Origin of the sequence: Microcoleus sp. D2_18a_D3 (assembly GCF_036702455.1) — a bacterium.
Lineage (GTDB): Bacteria > Cyanobacteriota > Cyanobacteriia > Cyanobacteriales > Microcoleaceae > Microcoleus.
This window is the reverse complement of the sequence record NZ_JAUBTK010000011.1, coordinates 19,524-41,081: the sequence shown is the minus strand read 5'-3', so window position 1 is coordinate 41,081 and position 21,558 is coordinate 19,524. Positions and strand designations below refer to the sequence as shown.

General features: G+C 45.3%; 15 protein-coding genes and 2 CRISPR repeat arrays (1 of these 17 cut by a window edge). Of the genes, 5 read left to right on the top strand and 10 right to left on the bottom strand.

Annotation, left to right across the window (positions count from 1 at the left end; translation table 11 throughout):
• Positions 1-205: direct repeats of the CRISPR family, unit length 36 nt; unit sequence GTGATCAACGCCTAACGGCATCAAAGGTTATTTCAG; it reaches 1,191 nt to the left of the window's first position.
• Positions 206-329: 124 nt separating this feature from the next.
• A CRISPR array of direct repeats spans positions 330-1,299; the repeat unit is 36 nt; unit sequence GTGATCAACGCCTAACGGCATCAAAGGTTATTTCAG.
• Positions 1,300-1,521: 222 nt separating this feature from the next.
• The 7 genes from cas5 to QUB06_RS07590 form a co-directional block, all read right to left on the bottom strand.
• Positions 1,522-2,166, bottom strand: a complete 645-nt coding sequence (cas5, locus tag QUB06_RS07620) for a type I-MYXAN CRISPR-associated protein Cas5/Cmx5/DevS (RefSeq protein WP_333434779.1) — start codon at positions 2,164-2,166, stop codon at positions 1,522-1,524.
• Complete coding sequence (locus QUB06_RS07615) at positions 2,163-3,110, bottom strand: DevR family CRISPR-associated autoregulator (RefSeq protein WP_190738796.1); 948 nt, start codon at positions 3,108-3,110, stop codon at positions 2,163-2,165. The genes cas5 and QUB06_RS07615 overlap by 4 nt, the downstream gene beginning before the upstream one ends.
• A gap of 43 nt (positions 3,111-3,153) precedes the next feature.
• A complete protein-coding gene (gene cas8a1, locus QUB06_RS07610) occupies positions 3,154-4,833 on the bottom strand; it encodes a type I-MYXAN CRISPR-associated Cas8a1/Cmx1 (protein ID WP_333434778.1) in 1,680 nt (559 codons plus the stop codon).
• Positions 4,814-7,285, bottom strand: a complete 2,472-nt coding sequence (gene cas3, locus QUB06_RS07605) for a CRISPR-associated helicase Cas3' (protein ID WP_333434777.1) — start codon at positions 7,283-7,285, stop codon at positions 4,814-4,816. Before cas3 ends, cas8a1 begins: the two co-directional genes overlap by 20 nt.
• Positions 7,282-7,950, bottom strand: a complete 669-nt coding sequence (cas6, locus tag QUB06_RS07600) for a type I-MYXAN CRISPR-associated protein Cas6/Cmx6 (protein ID WP_333434776.1) — start codon at positions 7,948-7,950, stop codon at positions 7,282-7,284. Before cas6 ends, cas3 begins: the two co-directional genes overlap by 4 nt.
• Positions 7,951-8,263: 313 nt before the next feature.
• Entirely contained in the window at positions 8,264-8,977 is a 714-nt protein-coding gene (rph, locus tag QUB06_RS07595; protein WP_333434775.1) for a ribonuclease PH, read from the bottom strand.
• A gap of 158 nt (positions 8,978-9,135) precedes the next feature.
• A complete protein-coding gene (locus tag QUB06_RS07590) occupies positions 9,136-9,690 on the bottom strand; it encodes a nucleoside monophosphate kinase (RefSeq protein ID WP_333434843.1) in 555 nt (184 codons plus the stop codon).
• 356 nt (positions 9,691-10,046) lie between these two features.
• Here QUB06_RS07590 and QUB06_RS07585 point away from each other — a divergent pair, with 356 nt between their 5' ends.
• Positions 10,047-10,574, top strand: a complete 528-nt coding sequence (locus tag QUB06_RS07585) for a P-loop NTPase family protein (RefSeq protein ID WP_333434774.1) — start codon at positions 10,047-10,049, stop codon at positions 10,572-10,574.
• 153 nt (positions 10,575-10,727) lie between these two features.
• Here QUB06_RS07585 and QUB06_RS07580 read toward each other — a convergent pair whose 3' ends face one another.
• On the bottom strand, positions 10,728-10,991 hold the full coding sequence (locus tag QUB06_RS07580) for a hypothetical protein (protein WP_333434773.1): 264 nt from the start codon (positions 10,989-10,991) through the stop codon (positions 10,728-10,730).
• Between the two features lie 312 nt (positions 10,992-11,303).
• Between QUB06_RS07580 and QUB06_RS07575 the strand changes: the two genes are divergently transcribed.
• Positions 11,304-12,620, top strand: a complete 1,317-nt coding sequence (locus QUB06_RS07575) for a transposase (RefSeq protein ID WP_333434772.1) — start codon at positions 11,304-11,306, stop codon at positions 12,618-12,620.
• Positions 12,621-12,852: 232 nt separating this feature from the next.
• Here the strand turns inward: QUB06_RS07575 and QUB06_RS07570 are convergent, their stop codons facing one another.
• The gene (locus QUB06_RS07570; RefSeq protein WP_333434771.1) at positions 12,853-14,355 is read right to left on the bottom strand and encodes a GUN4 domain-containing protein; all 1,503 of its coding nucleotides are present in this window, start codon (positions 14,353-14,355) and stop codon (positions 12,853-12,855) included.
• A gap of 609 nt (positions 14,356-14,964) precedes the next feature.
• Between QUB06_RS07570 and QUB06_RS07565 the strand changes: the two genes are divergently transcribed.
• Positions 14,965-16,416: a hypothetical protein gene (locus QUB06_RS07565; RefSeq protein ID WP_333434770.1), complete on the top strand. Its 1,452-nt coding sequence runs from the start codon at positions 14,965-14,967 to the stop codon at positions 16,414-16,416.
• 47 nt (positions 16,417-16,463) lie between these two features.
• Here QUB06_RS07565 and QUB06_RS07560 read toward each other — a convergent pair whose 3' ends face one another.
• On the bottom strand, positions 16,464-16,631 hold the full coding sequence (locus QUB06_RS07560) for a hypothetical protein (protein ID WP_333434769.1): 168 nt from the start codon (positions 16,629-16,631) through the stop codon (positions 16,464-16,466).
• Between the two features lie 410 nt (positions 16,632-17,041).
• Between QUB06_RS07560 and QUB06_RS07555 the strand changes: the two genes are divergently transcribed.
• Positions 17,042-19,867 carry an ATP-binding protein gene (locus QUB06_RS07555; RefSeq protein ID WP_333434768.1) on the top strand — a complete coding sequence of 942 codons (2,826 nt, stop codon included), beginning with the start codon at positions 17,042-17,044 and terminating at the stop codon, positions 19,865-19,867.
• Positions 19,864-21,255, top strand: coding sequence for a response regulator (locus tag QUB06_RS07550; RefSeq protein ID WP_333434767.1), 1,392 nt, complete (start codon positions 19,864-19,866; stop codon positions 21,253-21,255). Before QUB06_RS07555 ends, QUB06_RS07550 begins: the two co-directional genes overlap by 4 nt.
• Positions 21,256-21,558 lie beyond the last annotated feature (303 nt).

Here is a 21,558-nt window from a genome sequence, read left to right as displayed (position 1 = left end):
CTAAACCAATACCGTCAATCGCCTGAATGTGATCAACGCCTAACGGCATCAAAGGTTATTTCAGTTTCTGCAAGTCCGCTTTGCTCAACCGCAGAAGGCTGTGATCAACGCCTAACGGCATCAAAGGTGATTTCAGTTCTTTGCCGACAACACTGCTAATTGCTTCTTCGTGATCAACGCCTAACGGCATCAAAGGTTATTTCAGTGGGGAGTCGGTCGAGCTGATAAGTAACCACACAAAATTAATTACATAAAGACTCCTTGCTAGGCAAGGGTTTCAGTAGAAATATTGTGTAATTAATTCTGCACACCTACTTATCCAATCTCTTTGTGATCAACGCCTAACGGCATCAAAGGTTATTTCAGATACAAAACTGCTGTAGGAACAGTTTTCGCTAGCCTCTGTGATCAACGCCTAACGGCATCAAAGGTTATTTCAGCTTCTTTTTTGTGCCTAAAACTGCGGCAGTTTGCAGCGTGATCAACGCCTAACGGCATCAAAGGTTATTTCAGGTCCGGCAGCTACTCCGCCCTGATTGCTGATAATTGCGTGATCAACGCCTAACGGCATCAAAGGTTATTTCAGTTGACCAAAGAAACTCTAAAATCAAATTTATTAAATGTGATCAACGCCTAACGGCATCAAAGGTTATTTCAGGGTCACTGTATCCGTGTCCTTCTTATTGATGGAGTGATCAACGCCTAACGGCATCAAAGGTTATTTCAGGGTGAATGGCGGAGTTGCCAGCGGCGCTTCCTACTAGTGATCAACGCCTAACGGCATCAAAGGTTATTTCAGGTTTCGGTGCTCATTACACCAACTCGCGAAAGAGTGATCAACGCCTAACGGCATCAAAGGTTATTTCAGCCCGTCTCTTCCCAGTCTTTCACCCATTGAGGAACGTGATCAACGCCTAACGGCATCAAAGGTTATTTCAGAATTTTTGAAGCATTGCTCAATCCGGCTGAGGGAGAGTGATCAACGCCTAACGGCATCAAAGGTTATTTCAGGGTTGGCTGTATTGCCTTCTGCAACGGGGACAGCGTGATCAACGCCTAACGGCATCAAAGGTTATTTCAGGCTACGAGCGAACCGCCGGGAAGGGCAGGAAGTGACGTGATCAACGCCTAACGGCATCAAAGGTTATTTCAGTCGGCATTGTCTCGGTCTTGGCTTGTGATTTGTTGTGAGTGATCAACGCCTAACGGCATCAAAGGTTATTTCAGAGCAATTTCCGCGCTGTTGCTTTACACGCTCAACAGGTGATCAACGCCTAACGGCATCAAAGGTTATTTCAGCTTGGCCGATCGCCCAACCCCTTAAAGAATAAACCCTCCAAACCATTTTTGCAAGCACCTTGCCCGACTAAATCCTTAAAACCTCCTTCCAACATCAAAGCAGTTCGATCGCAGTGATCAACGCCTAACGGCATCAAAGGTTATTAGTAGGCCGATCGCCTAACCCCTTCCACAATAGACCCTCCCAGCCATTTTTGCAAGCACCTTGCCACACTAAATCCATTACTCAGGCCCGATCGCACTCCAGCAATCAACCCCAGCCAACACATCCGCCAGCAAAAAATCCCCAGCATCAGCCAAAACATAGCGCTGCCACCTAGTCTTTTTAGAACCCGCATGATCCACCCAGCAAGGCAAAGCCAAATACCCATTTCGATCTAAAATCAACCACTGACAAATATCAGCTTCAAACTCATCCCGCCACAGCAAAACAGAATTAATTAAATCCCGACTTTCCCCCAGCGAAACCCCACCAAATCTACTCACCGACTCCGGGCGCAAAATTGCCTCCCGCAATCTTTCCAACAGCTTGGGATTGCCAACATCCCCGCCAAAATCCACCCAAATTCCCAAATCAATACCAGTCAGCAACACCTGAAAATCCGGCCGCGCATTGCCCGCCGCAAACTCCTCCTTCGCAACTTTCACCCGCCGAACAGTCCGCAGCAAAGTCGAACTTTTGGGAGCAGACAAAAGGGCGATCGCAATCTTACAGCCGCAGTGAGAATAGCGGTTAATTTCCCCCACCATTGACAGCAGCATTCCGTACACCGTAGCCGGCGGCGGCACCGGATAACTTTCCGCATATTCCCGCGCATAAGACTGCCGCCAACAAGCAATTGGCACTTCAATTCGCAACCCGATCATGCAGCCTCCCGATCGATATCCGACAAAATCACAGACTGCAAATCCCTCACCGCCGGCTTAATTCCCCGAAAAACTTTCACACCCAATTGCTCCAATTCTTCCACCTCCGGCTCCACAGAAATTGCACCGCCAATCCACACCTCATTCGGGTCAATATCTCCAGCCTCAATGCGGCGCACCAAATCCGATATTGAAATCTCCCCTTTGCGATTTTCCTCAAAGCAGTAAAGAATCCGGGGAGCAAAATCGTGAGTCCACCTGAGCACAATACTTTCAGGAGAAAAATCGTAAAGAAACCGAGCGTGATTTCCCGCAACACCTCCGAGAGAAGCCAAAGCATCCAAAACAGAAATCACCCGATTCGCAACCTTCAAACGGTGCGGAGTCATCGCAAAACCGTACTGATAGCGAGTAGCGTGAGCCTCCGTTTGATGAATAGATTTCCGGTCTTTTTTGCCGCTAGTCGAGCCAAAAAACAAATCGCCAGTATCCGCAGTCAAAGAAATCGCGCGAGTCACTTCTAGCACCCCCCTGCGAGCAATACTTTCCCCTTTTTTCAGTTTAGCTTTAGCCTTGCCGCCTTTAGCAGTTGGTTTGGTGTCGCTCGACTCTGGAACCCCATCATTATTGATATCTTCCGTTGCCGCTTTCGCATCCATGTAACCCAAAACATCATCATCAATGTAGATTTCTGGATCGAAAACACCTTCTTGAACGCGATAATTTTCATTTTTATCATCATCCCATTTGCGGTTGACATCTTCTCCTAAAAACTGCCACTGATAGCGAATTGCCCACCGAATAGCCTCAGCAGATACAGTAGTCCGCAGCGAATTTTTCCATGCTAAGCGCTGCAAAGTTGTCACGTTACCTTGGTTTTCACCCCGGTTGTTAGCAGCGATGCCGTAATTGGTCAAAATGTTGCCAAACAAATGATAAGTCATGGTATTTCCTCAGTTACAGATATAGTGTGTGCGTAAGTTCTGCCTAACGTAAATTGCGAAGGGATGATGGCAAAGGCACGCTTTCACCATCATCATCTTCGTCATCTTCTTCTTCCTCATCCCCATCATCCTCATCTAAATCAACATCAGAATCTTCAACCTCCACCCGATTGCTGCTTGGCAATTCAGGCGGCAATTCAGCAGATTTCCTGCCTTTGTAACTGACGAGGGAAAGCAAGACTAAATTTCTTGCCATTTCCCAATCATCTAATACTAAATTCCACAATTCTGCTTGATATTCTTGCTGCACTCGCGAAAAGCCCGCTTTCGACCAAAATTCCGTGATGAAAGAACAGAATGCGGAAAAGTTTTTGCAGCGAATCATTTTCGATCGCACTTTTTCCCGCTCATCTGATATCCGCTTTTCACCTAAATTTTTGCCGTGTTCTTCGCTAGCATTTTGGCGCTTTGCTTCAGCCTTTCCTTGCTTAAAAGAACCAGCGTAAATTCCTCTCAAAGCATCGTGACAAGCCTCAACAAACCGCCCGTGGGATGCTTCTTTCCACTCCGCATATTCTACCATATCTCGAAATCCTTTACTTTCATAACACAGTCGATCGAACAATTCTTTGCTAGTTATTTTCGCCGCCAACTCTCCGTACCAAGGAAGGTGTTTAATCAAAGCATCAGCGATTAAACCTTTAGCCAAGCTGGGGACAATGGCACTGCCCGAATCTCCGTAAACTACATACTTATCCTTGAAAGCATTTTGCGCTTTCTGATAAGCGGCACAGATTTTTGCATCCGCAGTTACGGAATACTTGTCCGTCGGAGATTTTTGCTTTTGATTCCACGGCGTTTTCCCAAAAATCACAGCGCGACAGCGGCTAACTTTGTAAGTTTTTGCAATCTCTACTGCGGATTCGTAAGTCACTAAAAAACGCAGCGCTGCATCTCCAATCCCGGAAGCATGAAAATTTTTGTACGCTTGATGGCGTTTGGCGTAACTCATTCTAGTTTCAGCAAACTGTTTGAGATTCAAGATTTCAGGAATTATCAAAGCCGCAGATGCTTTTTCTCCTTTTGCGAACGACCGAATTTTGAAATAACAGCAAACTACGGGCGCGTAAAGCAACACTAAAGCATCTAAAGCGCTTTGTTCGATGCTAGTTTTGCCTGTGAAAGCAGTGTGTTTGACTGTAGCGCCGGGATTCAGCCAGCCCGCTACTGCCAAGGGTTTCTCTAGCAGGAAACCCGCGCGATCGCACAAATTTTTAGCAAACTTTTGATGGCTGTATTCAGTTAGCGACTTGTAACTTACTACTAGCGGCAACTCGCCCTCATCAATCTCAAAAGATTGAGATTTTATGCCGTCGCTTTTAGAAAGTATCCCTTGCTGCAAAAAAGTATTCAACAATCCTTGATGCAGCGCCACTCTCGACTCCGCCAAGAGATTTTCCGAATCGATTCCCCGGAATCCAATCAATCCGTCATTCAGCAAAAACGACTCTTGAATCAACCATTCAATCGCCTCTAAATGACTCCCTTGAATATTCAGCGCGACTTCATATTCGCCCAGCTCCCATTTCAGTTTATCATAACTAATTCCCTCCAGATTAAATTGCTTTAAAGTCATCCACAAACCAGCCAAACCCGCCGCGTGCATATCCGTATAATGCGGGCTGTGCAAGTTAAGAACAATTTCAACATTTGTACTGTTCACAAGCTCCCGTTACCTCACTGTAAATCACGGCATCTGTTGGGGCGATCGGATAAAATTTTTGAAATCTTTTCCAATCTGTGAGTAGAGAAATAGGACTGGGAAGCCGCACCGGAACCGCCCATTTTAGTGCTTCTTCAGCCAAAGCCTTATTTTTACTGATGCCTTTTTTCGCCCTTTTTTCCTCTGCAATTTTCTCGATAGTTTGCCTATCTTCTGCTAAAATCACATTAATGGTATTCCCAGGCTCTCGCAAAGATTCGCGACTGGTACACCACAAGCCGTCAAGCCATGCAGAGTCATATTCGGCGATCGGTTCGCCGGTGATTTTGAGAGCCGCATTCATTAAATCAGTCTGCGAAATTTCCCCCAATTCCGCAACTTCTCGAACGAATTCTTGACCAGCTTTTACCTGTTCTCCCGTATAAGGATAAGGAGTGTTAGTCGGATAAAATATAGCTTGGCAAATTCGTCCCGATGCTAGTACCAAATTGCCAGTAGCATCAAACTCAACTTGCCTGTTAAGCCGCCCCAGCCGCTGAATCAGCGCCGCAAAAATTGCAAATGGCGTTATCAGCAAATCGGCACTCAAATCGAGGGACATTTCGCAGATTTGATTGGTAACAGCCAGCACACCTTTAGTTTTCTGCGAAAAAGCTGATATTACTTGAGAATGGCGATCGACCCGATCTTTGTACCGATATCGAGCGTGGTAAACTAAAGGCAAAAAATCTAAATTCGGGTACTTAACTAACTCATTCACCGCAAAATTGTAAGTATCAACGCAACTTTTTACAGAATTGTTGACCCACAAAACCTTTTGATTGGCTGCTAAAGCAGCCGCGACATCCACCATGACATCGGTGGAACTTTCAACTACTTGGAATTTATAGCGTGGCAAATCCTCCAAATCTTTCGGGCCTTCAATCTCGGTCATCTCTTCGCCCAACTCCGACACGGTAGCGTAGATTTTTGCCAATTGTTCCTGAGTGAAACTAGCGCTCATTAGCAAAATCGGCGCGCCTTTAAATGTCTGAATAAATCTCAGCAAAGCGCTAAACAATTTGTCATCGTAAGCGTGAACTTCATCAAAAACAAAAGCACCTTGGGCGATCGCAATCCACGCATAAATCGGCTTGCGGTAGTTCTGCATCAATCCCAAAACTGAATCTACCGTGCCGACGATGAGTTTGGCAATCCAAGCTTTGAAACTTTGCAGTCTCGACTCATTTTCAACGTGGTCGTCATTTTCATTAATCAAAGCTTGGTACACCTCTAAATCGATGTTCGATCGAGAGTGCATTAAAGCTGTTTCAGCTTCAGTCAAAGTGCCGTAATCCAAAAAGCCCTGAGTAGCCGTCCCCGTAGTAGGATAAAGCACAAACAGCTTTCTATTAATTGCCCAATTTAATCCCCACAAATAAGCAGCAATTGTTTTACCAGTTCCGCAACCAGCTTTAACTAAAGTAATTCTACTTTTGGTCGCAGCAACAGACTTTTGAAAACCCCTCGGCTGCTTTTTATTGAGCCGGGAATCGATAACCTGCTGTAAATCTTCCCGGCTCAATACTTGCTCCAAAACTTGCCTCAACCATTGTCGCTGATTTGCGATTTCCGGCACCGCAGAACCTGCGATATCCGCTGCAATGACAGTCGCTTTCACTGCGGCAATGAACCGCTGGCGATCGCTATTTCGCCCCACAGTTTTTGCCATTGCTTCGCATTCGTCCGTTACTGCCTCAACAGCATATTTTAGTTCCTCCTGCGTCCAATTTGATTTTTTGACATGGGGTAGTTTTGGCGGCAATTTTAACTGGCTGCCAGTCCCAATTTTGAGCAGCGCCCTAAAATCATATCGGACGGGTTTTGAATCTGGTTTAGAAGGAATTTTGTGCTGGCAAAATACATAAAGCGGGGCATTGCCGCAGCCCTTAGTTTTGACAAATTCCTTTGTTGGATCGACTTTGAGATGGTGTCCGATCGCCCCCCAAACAGCCACCAACAAATCGACATCTTCGCAACTTTCCAGCCACTGCCTAAATTCTGGAACTTGCAGCACCAAAATGCCGCTCAAAATTTCGTGACGGATTATTTGTTGGACTTGATTTCTTTCGTTAGTTGGCAATTCTGATTTAATCGTTTGTAGCCAGTCAGGATGCTTTTGATAATGCACTGACTCGGTTGCCATCAATCCCAAAAAGTGCTGGTTGGCTTTCCCCCAATCGTGAATGTAGCATCCCATCAAAGTTGTTTTCAACAGCAATTTCGCCCATTCATCGCCCAAACCTAATTGACGCAACATAATCGGCAGCAATCGGTTGAGAATGATTTCAGCAGAACAGTACACCGCAGCAGTATGTCCGGGCAAAAAGTGAGCTGACTGAATTTCTTTAGGCAGCCTTGAAAAATCCTTGGGCAAAGACTTAGCAAAAAGTCGGGGAAAATTCACTTTCATTTAGCCTCCCAGTGAGGCACAAAAAAGCCACCTCCCATGTGTCCTTTGCCGCCAATACCGTTATGCTGCACCAACAAAGAATCTTCATCAGTAAGCCCGGATATTTTCACCGCATAACCTACTTTTGTATCGCCCTTAACTTTGATAGTTTTTCTGGCGATTTCGCCGTATTGATTGAGGGGAATTTCAGCATTGCCCGATCGCACTCCCAGCGCTTTCAGTTGCCGATTCACCGCCGCTAAAAAATAATCCTGCTGTTCGTAGCCAGAAATCACCACAACCCGAGCAAACAAGTCAGCAGCAGGCTTTAAGGGCAATATTGTCGGCACTCCCAGCACGACTTGGTGGATGCCCACAGACAATTGCCGGCCACCGAGTTTAAAGAAATGGTGCGCGTTTTCTGCAGCCACCCTGATCCGCATTCGCGACGATCGCCCGATCTCGCGCTTGAGAGTAATTTTCCCCTGTCTGTCTGGATATCCCGCCACCGTCAGCAGCCGAATTGTGCGATCGGCCCGCAACATCGGCACTACTTCACAAATCGCTGCAAACAGCCCGTAACCGTGGTCTGCTGGGAGTTCTAAGCCATTTACTCTGAAAGAAATGTCTGTCGAACTTGTTACTCGGAGTGCAGACATTTGATTTTTGAGAGAGGTAGTATTCACTAGCCTGCTCGGGAATAATTTAGTTAATCGCCTGACGGCATCAAAGGTTTTGGGGAGTTGAAAGCAATGGCTGTTCGCGTCCCTGCATTAATCGCGTAGGTTTTACTACTCGGAGGGCAGAGTGATCAACGCCCCGTCTATTGGTCTAGGTATAGCACTTACCGCAACTTTTGTCAAGTGTAAGGTAAATAAATCTGTAGGGGCGGCTTTCACCAAAAATATTTCCGGTTGCCATACAGACCGGAAAACCCCTCCCCACCCAACGATAAATTCAAACAGACATCTCCAACAATTGGGGTTAAAATCAATCGGTCTAAAGAGCCTGCCGCTGAGCCTCCAACAATTCCTGAATCCCGATTTCTGCCATATCCAAAATTTGATTTAACTGACTCCGACTGAAACTTCCTTCTTCCGCAGTTCCCTGAATTTCGATGATGTTCAAATCTCCATTCATTACCACATTACAATCAATTTCAGCCGCCACATCTTCAAGATAATTCAAATCTAAAAACGGTTCTCCTTCCAAAAGTCCCACAGACACGGCCGCTACTTGACGAATCAGGGGCGATCGCACTAAATCACCTTTTTGCACCAACTTATTCAAAGCGTCAGCCACAGCCACAAACCCGCCAGTAATTGAAGTCGTGCGAGTCCCAGCGTCCGCTTGCAAAACATCGGCATCGACAAGTATTGTGCGTTCGCCCAATAGTTGCATATCCAAGCACGATCGCAAACTGCGCCCAATCAACCGCTGAATCTCTTGAGTCCGTCCCGATAATTTCATAAATTCCCGCTCTTGTCGCTGCGGTGTCGATCCCGGCAACATTCGGTATTCCGCTGTTAGCCAACCTTGTCCGGTATTCTCCAGAAATCTAGGCACTCCCGGCTTGATTGTAACGCTGCAAAGTACCTGAGTATCCCCACTTTTCGCGAGTACGGAACCGCTAGCAAATTTGGTAAACTGTCGATCGAAACTAATCGGACGAATTTGATTTGGTTGTCTGCCATCGGGACGTTGGAAAGACATAAGCTAATTAGTAATTGGGCATGGGGCATTGGGCATTGGGCATTGGGACAGTTGTACGCTCGCGTAGCCGAAGTATCGGGGATTCGTAATTCTTCCTACTGACTACTGACTACTGACTACTGACTACTGACTACTGACTACTGACTACTGACTACTGACTACTGACTACTGACAATTTTTAGAATATCCTGCTGGACTTGTTGTGGGGATCGATCGCCATCAATAGTTAACAGTTTGTTGCGGTATTCGTAATACTCTAAAAGAGGAATAGTGCGTTCGTGGAACAAATCGAGCCGACGCTGTAAAATTTCAGGGTGGTCATCCGATCGATCGCGCTCGATCGACCTGCTCAGCAAAACCTCGATCGGCACTTTCAACAAAATCGCCCAATCTAGCTCCTGAGCCAAATCCTCTAATAAAAAATCCAACTCCTCAGCTTGAAAAGCAGTTCGCGGATATCCCTCCAACACCCAGCCATTAAAGACATCCCACAGCAGCAGCCGGCGGCGAAAGAATTCAATCATAGTTGCGTCGGGAACTAATTCCCCTCTTTCGACATAAGACGCCGCCAGCTTGCCTAAATCTGTGTCTTCTGCGATCGCCTCCCGTAGAATGTCCCCCACAGCCAGCAAAGGAAGGCTCAAATTGCTGCACAGTAGTTCAGCCTGAGTTCCCTTTCCCGCTCCTGGCCCTCCCAGAATCACCACTCTCACAGTCCCTGCTCCTAGTGCCGCGACATTCAAATTTTACGCGATGTGTGTACCTTTTCTGAAAAGCCCTGGACGCAGCGAGACTCTCATCACCTTGGTTTTTAACCCTATAACTGTATAAATGTCAAGCTCCACGCCCTATTTTCCTAAAAAACCCCGTTTCTATGTAAGTGCTAATTGAGTTCAAAAATCGAACAAACGACTGCGAATGCCACTGCCGCTAGCTTTTGACAACTTGTATATCTAGCGTTCGATCGGATGTGCACTCGGCCCAGTACACTATATATTGTCAAGCAGGCTTCAGCCGCGCCAAGGTCGAAGCTGCACTCAAGACTTAGTTGCTGATTAAATATTGCCCTATGGTTGCTCAGTTACAAACCCCTAAACTCAATTTAACCCACAGCTTGCCCTACACAGTTCAAGGGCTGGTGCAAGTCTTTACAGGCCCGCACCGCTGCTTTTTTACCAGTGTCATGGCTCAAGCCCTCAGAATTGCAGGACAGGGAGCTCCGGTGTTGGCGGTGCAGTTTCTCAAAGGGGGAATTAATCAAGGGCATCAGCATCCGGTGCGGCTGGGGCAAAATTTAGATTGGGTGCGCTGCGATTTGTCACGCTGCATTGAGAATGCCGATTTAGATGAGCTGGAGACGCGATCGATCGAACAATTGTGGCAGTATGTTCAAAATGCGGTGCGCGAAGGTCGTTATGCCTTAGTTATTCTCGATGAATTGAGTTTAGCGGTTAATTTGGGCTTGATTCCCGAAGCCGAAGTGGTGGAATTGATTGACAACAAGCCACATCATTTGGATATGATTTTTACTGGGCCATCCATGCCCCAAAGAATTTTGGATGTTGCCGACCAAATTACGGAAATTCGCCGCAGTTAAGGACAATGATTCAAGTTGCGATCGCTTTTTTAGCGGTCGCATTTTTTATGTAAATTTTTATTGTAAATTTTTATTACATAAAAATTTATGTAAAAAAATAGGCGATCGCTTAGCTCAAAGAGCGATCGCACGCTGATCAATTTACCAGCGACGTTACGCTTGAACTACCGGATCGAACACAACACTCAATCGATCCGCCGGAACCATCCGTTTGAGAATTTTCAAGTGACCGTCTGCATCAGACCAACTGCGAAACTCACCCACAACAACCTTTTCCACATTTGGAAGCGAGCGAACTATAGTCCACGGCTTGAGACGTTTTTCTTGCAACATACTAGATAAATCTCCTTGGTAAATTGGAGCAAAAGCCAGTCCCCCTGCTTTTGCAGGGCCGAGGACTGGCTTTTGACTTTGCAAACTTGCCCTTCTCTAAGAACATAGCACAAAAAAAAGGGTTTGTGATTATATCTTATTTTTCGCTTTTTTTAGAGCTATTTTCTACATAACAGATAATTAAACTCAACTAAACCAAAAGGAGTCCCGCGCTCTACCTGTACTCAGGTGAGCGTCGGGAGGAATTTGCGTGAGTGAAGAGAGCCGCCCGAGCCAAACCGATAGTTTTAGGTGCGGAAGGCGAGGGGCGGTCGATGAGCGAACAAATTATTTTTGCTGCACCACTTGCTTCTCCCATGCTCACGAGATACAATCTTTTTAGAATTTGTGAAACTAATGCCTCAAATAATCACCGCCAAGTTAAAACTAAACCTGAATGCCGAGCAAAAAGCTTTGGTGTCTCAGACTGCCTTAACTTACCGGGATGCTCTGAACTATACTTCACAAGTTGCTTTTGATGCGGGCAAAGTCAGTAATGGCGCTAAGTTACAGAAGGCTGTCTACAATGAATTGCGAGTTCGATTTGGGCTTGGATCGCAAATGGCTTGCAATGTACCCAGACAAGTATCTGCAACCTATAAGACCCTTTGGTCTAAGGTAAAACAATCTAACGATGCTATCGCCAAAGGTTACACGAAGAGGCGGTATAAAGGACTGGATAAACCCCCTAAATACATTTCTCGAACCTGTACCTTAAATTATCAACGGGACTACTCTTTTAAGACCGAGCAGCAAGTGAGTATTATCACGCTGCAAGGTAGAATAGTAGTCCCGTATGATGGCTACAACAAGCATCTGGATTTGATTGCCAATGGTTCCAAGATTGGAGCAGCTAAAATTGTCTATCAGCGTTCCTCTAAAGTTTACTATTTGATGGTAAGTGTTGAGGTAGAAACACCTGAACTCGAACCACTGAAAATAACCAGAGTTTCTGGCGTCGATGTGGGGATGCGCTACTTAGCGGTGGAAACAGACTTACAAAATAAGTCTAAATTCTATTCAGGGAAAGACGCTAGACACAAAGCCAACCGCTATCACAAAGCTAGACAGACTCTTCAGCGTAAAGGCACTCGGCAGGCATTGCGAAGACTAATCGCTTTATCTGGAAGAGAAAGACGGTTTATCGCTGACGTAAATCACCAAATCAGCAAGGAAATCGCAAAGCCTAACAGCCTGATTGGACTAGAAAACTTGACCGGAATCCGAGATAGAACTAAGTCTAAATCTGGGAAAAAGGCTAGCAAGAAACAGCGAAAAGCTAATCGAAATAAAGCTAAATGGTCGTTTGCCGAATTGCACGGTTATATCGACTACAAAGCTAATCTAAACAGCTCTCTAGCTACTAACGTCCCGGCGCATTATACATCGAAGAGTTGTCCTAAATGCGGACATACTTCAGATGCTAATAGACCTAACAAAGGACTATTGTTTCGATGCGAATGTTGTAGTCATGAGTTACACGCTGATTTGGTTGGTGCGCGAAATATTGCAATGAGAACGTTGTTAGTTCGGCAGGACTGGACTAGCACGGGGAGCTTGTCAGCATCCCCTGATGTATCGAGCGGTGAAACCAAAGCTGAAATCCTATCTAGGTTTTCGGAATTGCGGTGGAGTTCAGATACAAGCCCACATCTCCGGCGGTACTCCGCTTGATGTTGGGTAGTTGACAACTTGTTAACTCTTTAATTCGCAACTCAAAACTATAGCAGTTCTCAATAAAGTGAGGTATTCCCTATGCCCTATGCCCTATGCCCGATGCCCGATGCCCTATATCAAGCCTGCACCTCATCTTACTGAGAAAGGCTATATTTCATGACTAACACTTCGACTTCGCTTGGGGTGCAGCCTGACTAATAAATTCTGCCTTCTACCTTCTACCTTCCCTTTACAAATCCCGCCGCGACAGCAGAAACCAGATCCCACCCAAACCCAAAACACCACACAAAACCCCGCCTTCCCACCCAAAAACAGTCCCCCCCGGCAAGTGTCCAGGCTTTGCTTTAGAAGTAAAATTCAGCTCCGAATAGTATACCCACTGGCTGTTAACCCGCCAGCCCACTCGATCGCCAAACTTCTCCCAAACTGTAGCATCATAAACACCAGGCTTTCCCCCCAACTTGAGCCACAAACCCTTTTGCACAGAAAAACCGAATCTGCGGTGACTGTGCCGCACCCAAAGTTGATCGATAGTCTGCAAATCCTTAGCTGGAAACTTCCTAATATCTTCCTCACTCAAATAACCCCGTGAATTTTGCTGCATCACCTCCAGCATTTTCACAGAAGTTTCCTCATCAGCACCACGCCAATTTTTAGCAGCCAGCAGCCTGGCCAAGTGAGAATAATCAATACCTTTTTCGGACTCTAAATTCACAGAAATTAGCGGAGTCTCCGTCACAGGTTGAGTCGGAACCGAAGGACTAATGACAGTTGCCTGCTGCGACTTTTCGACGAGCACGGGGACAACAACAACAGGAGGTTTTAAAGCCTCCAAAACTTCCACAGCCGATTTGTAGCGATCTTTAACATATTCCTGAATCAACTTATCCAAAACCTGACCTAAATCATCGCTAATTTGTGTTCCTTTTGGCAAAGCTTCCCTCCAAAGCCATCGGCCTTCAAGCGGATCGTAAAGGTCATCGTGAATGTCTCCGTAGATATCGAGATAAGGCATAACAGAAGTCAGCAAGCGAATGCAAGTCACCCCCAAACTATAAAGGTCGCTAGCAGGAACCGCCCTACCGTGACGCTGTTCTAGAGCCGCGTAGCCGGGAGTTCCCAACTTAGTTCCTGTTTTGGTCGGAGCAGCCGCTACTACCTGTTTAGAAACCCCAAAATCTATCAGCACTAACTTACGATCGCGAGCTCGGCGGATCACATTCTCAGGCTTAATATCGCGGTGAATTACATTTCGGTCGTGAACAAACTTCAATAAAGGCAACAAATCTAACAGCAGTTCGCAAGTTTTAATTTCGCTATAAGCACCGTACTTATCTAACTCATCCTTTAAATTATTGCCATCAATAAACTCTTGAACCAAATACAAGCGCCCATCTTCCTCAAAATAAGAAATTAACTGAGGAATTTGCGGGTGCTTCAGTTCGTATAACCGCCTTGCCTCTTGTTCAAAAAGTCGAACATATTTTTTAAAATGACCGGGCTTCCGCTGAAACTCTTGAGGAGGTGACAACTGTTTAATCACGCACAATTCCTCAAATTTTCCATGATTAACAGCTCGGAAAGTCCTGCCAAATCCCCCATCGCGCAGCGGTTCAGTTGCTGCATAAAGGTCTTTTAGCAGCAGCTTTGAACCACAATTAAGACAATACTTTGTGCCTGGTGGGTTCTGACGCTTGTCTCTTGGGCAATCGAGATTAAGGCAGTATGTCATATATTAAAAAAATGCGAACAAAATTATAGTCAGGGTTTTATATTATTCAAGAGTCCGATCGCGAGCTGGTTTTTGTAGAGGCGAGACCTCGAACCTTACGGAGGCGGCAGCCACGGGATCGCTCAGAGGGAGCGCTCTCGCCAGACTGCCCCTGAGCAAGTATAACTCTCTTGAGGGTTTGACCTCAAACTCGAAGTCCACATCTAACCTTCGAGTCCGATCCGTGCAATACATTTGATTTAGCGGTCAAAGAGCCACCAGATCAAACAGAAATAGTAATTTATTACCAGCCCCGTGAGCTCTGCAACGCAAAAAAAACTGAGGATTCCGCCTGAGATATAATTTTATTGCCAGAGAGAAGCACACTAACGGGAGCCACAGCTTCCGTCAAGTTCGATCGACCTTAATATTTTAGCCGTATAATTTTTTATCGAACCAAGCCTAATCAACAGTCCAAAAATCCCCAACAAACCCACGTTAAAATAAATACTAGCTTCCGCGATTGCAATCCGAGCGCGACCAGAAAATTAGCCTGTTTTCCCTGTTTCCTTTTTTCAGCTATTACCAGTTACATCTATTTCTATCGGTCTACTTAATTAGGAACCGCCAGTGACACCAAAACTACAGCCCTCTCCCAATCCAAACTCCCGCATAAAATCACCAAAAGTACCTTGGTTCGAGCGGTTCATGGCACTGGTCGCCCTAGGAAATTTAAGCTTAGTATTATTTGACATAACTTACGTCCCTGGGCGAGATTTCTACCTCCGGCAACTGCCAGTTCTAACTCAAGTATACGACCCATTTAAAGGAATTAAACCCCACCGAGACACCCAGCAATATTTGGAAACCTTAGAAGAATTAAAAAGTCAAGTAGTGCAAACAGGGTTGCCATCTCCCGAAGTAGCAGCAAAATTGCAGGAAATAAACAATCTGAGCGCGAAAATGATCGACGAAGATCCCTTTCGAGTAGCATCAAAAAGCGGCACCCTAGAAAAAATAAAAGACCGGATGCGCGATCGCATCCCGAATCCGCAAGACTCCGCTAAACAATCATTCCAAAGATTTTGGAGCCCTGACTATTTAAACAAACAAGGCTGGCAAAAAGAAATCCAGTGGTTTGACTCCAAAATCAAGCCATTAATCGCCACCAACTATTACCGCGAGATTGGAGACAACGGCGAATTCACCGATAACTTCTGGCTAATCGACCTGCCATTTATTGCCATATTCGCGATCGAATTTCTAGCCCGTACCTACTCGATCAGCCGCCGCCACCGCAGCGTCACTTGGCGATCGGCGATGCTCTGGCGATGGTACGACATCTTCATGCTCCTCCCATTCTGGCGCTTGTTGCGAGTATTACCCGTCACAATTCGCATTCACCAAGCCAAAATGCCAGATCTCCAACCCATACGCACCCAAATCAGCCGAGGTTTCGTCGCCAACTTCGCCCAAGAATTGACCGAAGTTGTAGTAATTCAACTCATCAACCAGATGCAGCAATCAATTACCACAGGCGAACTTGCCCGTCAACTATTTCAATCTAAAAAACAGCGCTATCTAGACATCAACAATGTTAATGAAATAGAAGCGATCGCCACCCATCTCGTCCAAATAACCGTCTACAAAGTCCTCCCCCAACTCCAGCCAGACCTAGAAGCCCTCCTCCGGTACAATATTGAAAGCTTCCTCAAACAATCCCCCCTCTATCAAGGATGGAAGCAAGTACCCGGCCTGGGAAACCTGCCCGAACAGCTAGCACAGCAATTAGTTGCAGAACTCTCAAAATTAGCCACCCTCGGCCCCCAAGATGCCTACGAAGCCTTCAAAATCGCCAGCGAAGACCCCATAAGCATCAAACTCTCCAGCCAGCTAGTCCAACATTTCGGGCAAGCTTTAGGAACCGAACTGCAAAAGCAGCAAACCTGGCAAGAAATACAACTGCTGCTGTGCGACTTCCTAGAAGAGTTCAAAATCAACTACATTCAGCGGTTGAGCGAAGAAGACTTCGAGAAAATTTTAGAACAAGCCAAAGAACTGCAACGGATAGCCCCGCGTTAGGGCAAGTCTCCACCGCTTTACTTATTTTTTTCTTCCCCAACCAGCAATTAGCAATTACCCTGCTGTAACTCCTGCACATGAAGCTTGCTGGAATTGTAAAGTTTCATGTGCGATCGGCATTCTCTACGAGAGTCATCTGCAGAGTTGTGCATCAAATCTTCAGCGCGGTAGTGAGTTAGACCGCCCTTACGGTTCTCAGCGGCCTGGCGTGTCATTTTTTTAGCGCAAAGGGTCAATTTTTTTAGACGTATATTATATCAATTTATATGTAACTTTGATGAAGTTATACTTTTTATTACCACTGTGTAAAGTAAAGTTAAAAACTACTACACATATCTCTAAACGAGGTAATCTATTAGATAGGATTTCTAACTGCTTTGCTAAGCGATAAAAAAATTACAACTGCTAGAAAAAAAAGAAGGCGCGTCAGCATTTTCAGTCAGCTACAATTATAAAGCTTTCAGGGAAAATACCTAAGTAGCAATGCTTGTTCAAGTGAATTACTTTCTAAAAATTTACAGTAACTATTATAGATTGCTTTTCCATATATATTTCCTCAGCCTCATTTCACTAAATCACCTGAGATTTTTCAGCCAACTCGTTACCCCAGGAGTAACACCAATCAATGTCACAGACCTCTCCAACCACTTTTCTGTCAAACCGTTCTCAAAAAAAGCTGTCACTTCGCCTGATTTTAGTATTGCCATTCGTCGTGCAAATCTTTGCTGCCGTCGGGCTCACAGGCTGGCTATCCTTACGCAACGGGCAAAAAGCAGTCAACGAAGTTGCTAGCCAGTTGCGGAGTGAAATTACGGCCCGCATCCAGCAGCAGCTCAACACATACCTAGATACAGCCCCTCGCGTCAATCAACTCAATGCCAATGCCCTTCGCCTAGGATACTTAAATCCAGACGAATTGGAGAGTATGGAGCGCTATTTGTGGGAGCAACTTCAAGCTTTTCCTTCTCTGCCCCAGATGGGTTTTGCTACTAAAACGGGAGAGTTCATTGCCATTGAACGCCAAGAGAATGGCAAAATTTTTTTTAAAAGAGTAGATAAGGATAGTCGTAGTGAATTTCATATTTATGACTCGGATAGCAAAGGCAATCAAACAAAGCTCTTAAAAATTTCTCCTAGCAACAATATACTCAACCGTTCTTGGTATAAAGACAGTGTACGTTTAGGTCGGCCCACATGGAGCGAAATTTTTCCGCTTACAGGTCAGAAAACGCTCTCCCTCCCTGCCGGACATCCAGTTTATGACGAAAGTGGCGAACTGCGCGGAGTATTCGTTGCTAATTTATTGATCTCTTTCCTCAGCGACTTTCTGCAAAGCTTAAAAATGGGTCGATCGGGACAGACATTCATTATGGAACGTTCTGGACTCCTAGTAGGCAGTTCAACTCTCAAAGAAGCCTTTATCACCAACAATGGCAAACTCGATCGCCTGAATGCTTTAGACAGCAAAGATGATTTAATTCGGCTGACAACAGCGCATTTAAAAGAACACTTTGGCGACCTCACTAAAATTAGCACCTCTCAGCAATTGGATTTTACGATCGCCGGCCAGCGAGAATTCCTCCAAGTTATGCCCTTTCAGGATAGCCGAGGATTGGACTGGCTGATCGTCGTCGTAGTTCCTGAAAGCGATTTTATGGATCAAATTAATGCCAATACCCAGACTACCATTTTATTGTGTTTGGGAGCCTTGGCGCTGGCTACCGTTCTGGGAATCTTAACCGCACGCTGGATTACCAGCCCGATTCTCCGTTTGAGCGAAGCTTCTAGGGCGATCGCAAGTGGCGACTTAAAGGAAAAGGTGCAGGTAAAAGGCATAGAAGAACTAGAAGTTCTGGGTCAGTCTTTCAACCTTATGGCACAACAGTTGCGCGAATCCTTTGAGGCGCTAGCCAAGACCAATTCAGAGCTAGAAATCCGAGTAGAAGAACGCACCGCAGAACTCACGGAAGCCAAACAAATCGCTGATACGGCCAACCAAGCTAAAAGTGAATTTTTAGCGAATATGAGTCACGAATTGAGAACGCCACTCAATGGAATTTTAGGATACGCTCAAATCCTAGAACGCTCAAAAACGATGGCTCCGAAAGATATCCAAGGCATCAGTATTATTCACCAGTGTGGTTCCCACCTGTTAACCCTGATCAATGACATCTTAGACCTCGCTAAAATTGAAGCTCAGAAATTGGAACTGTACGCGAAAGATTTCCATTTTCCTTCCTTTTTGCAAGGAGTCGCAGAAATCTGCCGCATCCGAGCCGAACAAAAAGGAATTGCTTTTGTTTATCAACCTAGTTCGGACCTGCCTGCTGGCATCTACGCTGACGAGAAACGCTTGCGACAGGTACTAATTAACTTACTGAGCAATGCAATTAAGTTTACAGACTTGGGACGAGTGACTTTTAAGATAGAATATCTGGAAAATGGGACAGGTGAAAAGGTACAAACCAATGAGCAAAAGCCAGCCTCACCAATTCATAACATTCGGTTTCAAATAGAAGATACTGGCGTTGGTATGACACCAGAACAATTAGAAAAAATATTTTTGCCTTTTGAACAGGTAGGAGACAGTAAGCGTCAGGCGGAAGGAACCGGGCTCGGTTTAACAATTAGCCAGAAAATTGTCGAAATGATGGGTAGTACAATTCAAGTAAAAAGTCAGTCAGGAGTCGGCAGTGTTTTTTGGCTAGATCTGGATTTACCGGAAGCCGCAGACTGGGCAAATACAGCCACGGTTGCCAAGCAAAGAAAGCTAGTTGGCTACCAAGGTAGAAAGCAGAAAGTTTTGGTTGTGGATGACAAATGGGAAAACCTCTCGGTCATTGTCAATTTGCTGGAACCCCTCGGCTTTGAAGTAACCGAAGCTAAAAACGGTCAAGAAGGTTTAGAAAAAGTAGAAGAGTTTAAGTTTGATCTGATTATCACTGACTTGGTGATGCCAGTGTTAGATGGCTTTGAGATGATGCGCCGTATCCGAAATTTTTCACACTATAAAGACGTGGCAATCATTGCTTCATCTGCCAGTGTATTTGCTACCGATCAACATAAAAGTTTGGAGGGGGGAGCCAACGATTTTCTCGGTAAGCCAGTGCAGGCAGAAGAGCTATTTGAGATGTTGCAAAAGTATTTAAAAGTTGAATGGATATATGACGAACTAAAAAATGAAAAAATCAGGAATCTTCCCTTTTCTTCTGATCCTCAATCACTTTCTGAATCGAATTCTGTAGTGGCTCCCCCGCCAGGAGAAATTGAACTTTTATTTGAACTGGCGATGAGAGGCAACGTGAAAGGAATTGTGAAGCGCACTGAGCACCTAGAGAAGTTAGATCAGAAATTTGTGTCCTTTGCTGTTGAGCTGCGCCAGTTAGCCCAAGGCTATCAGGTCAAAAAAATCAAAGAGTTTATTACATCCCACAGAATACAAAAAGAATGAAGGCAGCAAATATGGAAACAAGTAGCATCTTAATCGTCGATGATAATCCTAGCAATCTGGACGTGCTTTCTGAAGCTTTAGCGGGTTTTGGATGGGAGATATTGGTAGCAACTGATGGCGAAACTGCCATCGAACAGGCTGAATATACTCAGCCTGATTTGATTCTGTTAGATGTGATGATGCCAGGAATTGACGGGTTTGAAACCTGTCAGCGGTTGAAGGCAAGTCCGTTGACAACCGAAATTCCCGTAATTTTTATGACGGCTCTTTCTGACATAGGAGATAAGGTCAAAGGCTTTAATCTAGGGGCGGTGGATTACATTACTAAGCCCTTTGAACAAAAGGAGGTGTTAGCTCGCGTCAACCTCCATTTAAAACTGCGTTCTCTTACTAAAATTCTTGCCGAGCAAAACCTAATGCTGAAACGGGAAATAGAAGACAGACTCGCAGCAGAAGCAGCGTTACATCAGCTCGCGCAGGAGTTAGAAAAACGGGTGGAAGAACGAACGGCTGAACTTTCTCAAGCTTTGGAGAATCTTAAAAAAGCTCAAGTGCAAATCGTTCAAAGTGAAAAGATGGCTTGCCTTGGTCAACTTGTAGCTGGGGTAGCTCACGAAATTAACAATCCAGTTAGTTTTATCTCCAATAATATCCCTATTGCCAAGGAATATATTGCCGATTTGATCGAGATGGCTCGGCATTGCCCGAACAAACTTGCTTCGACATCAGAATTTGAGGATAAGTGCCAGGAGATTGAGTTAGATTTTATTGTTGAAGATTTGCCAAAAATTATTGATTCAATGGCGGTGGGAACAGAGCGCCTTTACAATCTTTCTATGTCACTGCGTAATTTCTCTCGGTTGGATACATCGGCACTAACGCCAGTGAATATTCACGATGGGCTAGATAGTACCCTGTTGATTTTAGGTCATCGATTGAAAGGTAAAGGCACTCACCCAGCTATTAAGGTTATTAAAGAGTACGGCGAATTACCGCTGGTCGAGTGCTATCCTGGGCAAATCAATCAGGTGTTTATGAATGTATTAGCGAATGCAATTGATGCTTTAGAAGAGTCTACGATCAGTTGTCCGCTCTGCGGGGAAAAGCAACAGAGCAATGACAATCCACAGATTCGGATCTGCACTGAAATGCTTCAGGGCGACAGAGTTGTCATTCGGATTGCTGACAATGGGCTGGGGATAACGCCGGAGATAATGCAGCATTTATTTACGCCGATGTTTACTACAAAATCAGTGGGTAAAGGGACAGGTTTAGGCTTGTCTATTAGCCGTGAGATTGTAGAAGCAAAACATGGTGGTAAGCTGAGTTGCATTTCCTCGCCCGAATGGGGGGTAGAGTTTGTAATTGAGCTTCCTATCCAGCATTAGTAAGGGGACTTTTTTAGGGTAAATCTTAGTTTTGCTGTTTTGTCAAGATACCGTTAATCATGGGATCGCCCCTGTCGAATCTACCAATCACCCTCACTGTCAAACTCTTCCCCACCTATCAAGAAGCAGAGGGCTTGTCCGAACTAAAATGAGAATTTCCCCAAGAAACTCCCGTATCGCAAGTCCTAGAACGCCTGAGTGACCATAGCCAACAGTTTTAGGGACGATCGCACCGGCTTCGGTATCAACCAGGAATTTGCCCTCGCCCCACCCCACTCCAAAACTGTGATCAAGTCGTCCTTA

Excerpts from the sequence above, each read along its gene's own strand:
- rph (WP_333434775.1), bottom strand. The coding sequence starts at position 8,977 with ATGTCTTTCCAACGTCCCGATGGCAGACAACCAAATCAAATTCGTCCG.
- QUB06_RS07575 (WP_333434772.1), top strand. The coding sequence starts at position 11,304 with ATGCCTCAAATAATCACCGCCAAGTTAAAACTAAACCTGAATGCCGAG.
- cas3 (WP_333434777.1), bottom strand. The coding sequence starts at position 7,285 with ATGAAAGTGAATTTTCCCCGACTTTTTGCTAAGTCTTTGCCCAAGGAT.
- cas5 (WP_333434779.1), bottom strand. The coding sequence starts at position 2,166 with ATGATCGGGTTGCGAATTGAAGTGCCAATTGCTTGTTGGCGGCAGTCT.
- QUB06_RS07555 (WP_333434768.1), top strand. The coding sequence starts at position 17,042 with ATGTCACAGACCTCTCCAACCACTTTTCTGTCAAACCGTTCTCAAAAA.
- QUB06_RS07560 (WP_333434769.1), bottom strand. The coding sequence starts at position 16,631 with ATGACACGCCAGGCCGCTGAGAACCGTAAGGGCGGTCTAACTCACTAC.
- QUB06_RS07550 (WP_333434767.1), top strand. The coding sequence starts at position 19,864 with ATGAAGGCAGCAAATATGGAAACAAGTAGCATCTTAATCGTCGATGAT.
- QUB06_RS07570 (WP_333434771.1), bottom strand. The coding sequence starts at position 14,355 with ATGACATACTGCCTTAATCTCGATTGCCCAAGAGACAAGCGTCAGAAC.
- QUB06_RS07585 (WP_333434774.1), top strand. The coding sequence starts at position 10,047 with ATGGTTGCTCAGTTACAAACCCCTAAACTCAATTTAACCCACAGCTTG.
- QUB06_RS07615 (WP_190738796.1), bottom strand. The coding sequence starts at position 3,110 with ATGACTTATCATTTGTTTGGCAACATTTTGACCAATTACGGCATCGCT.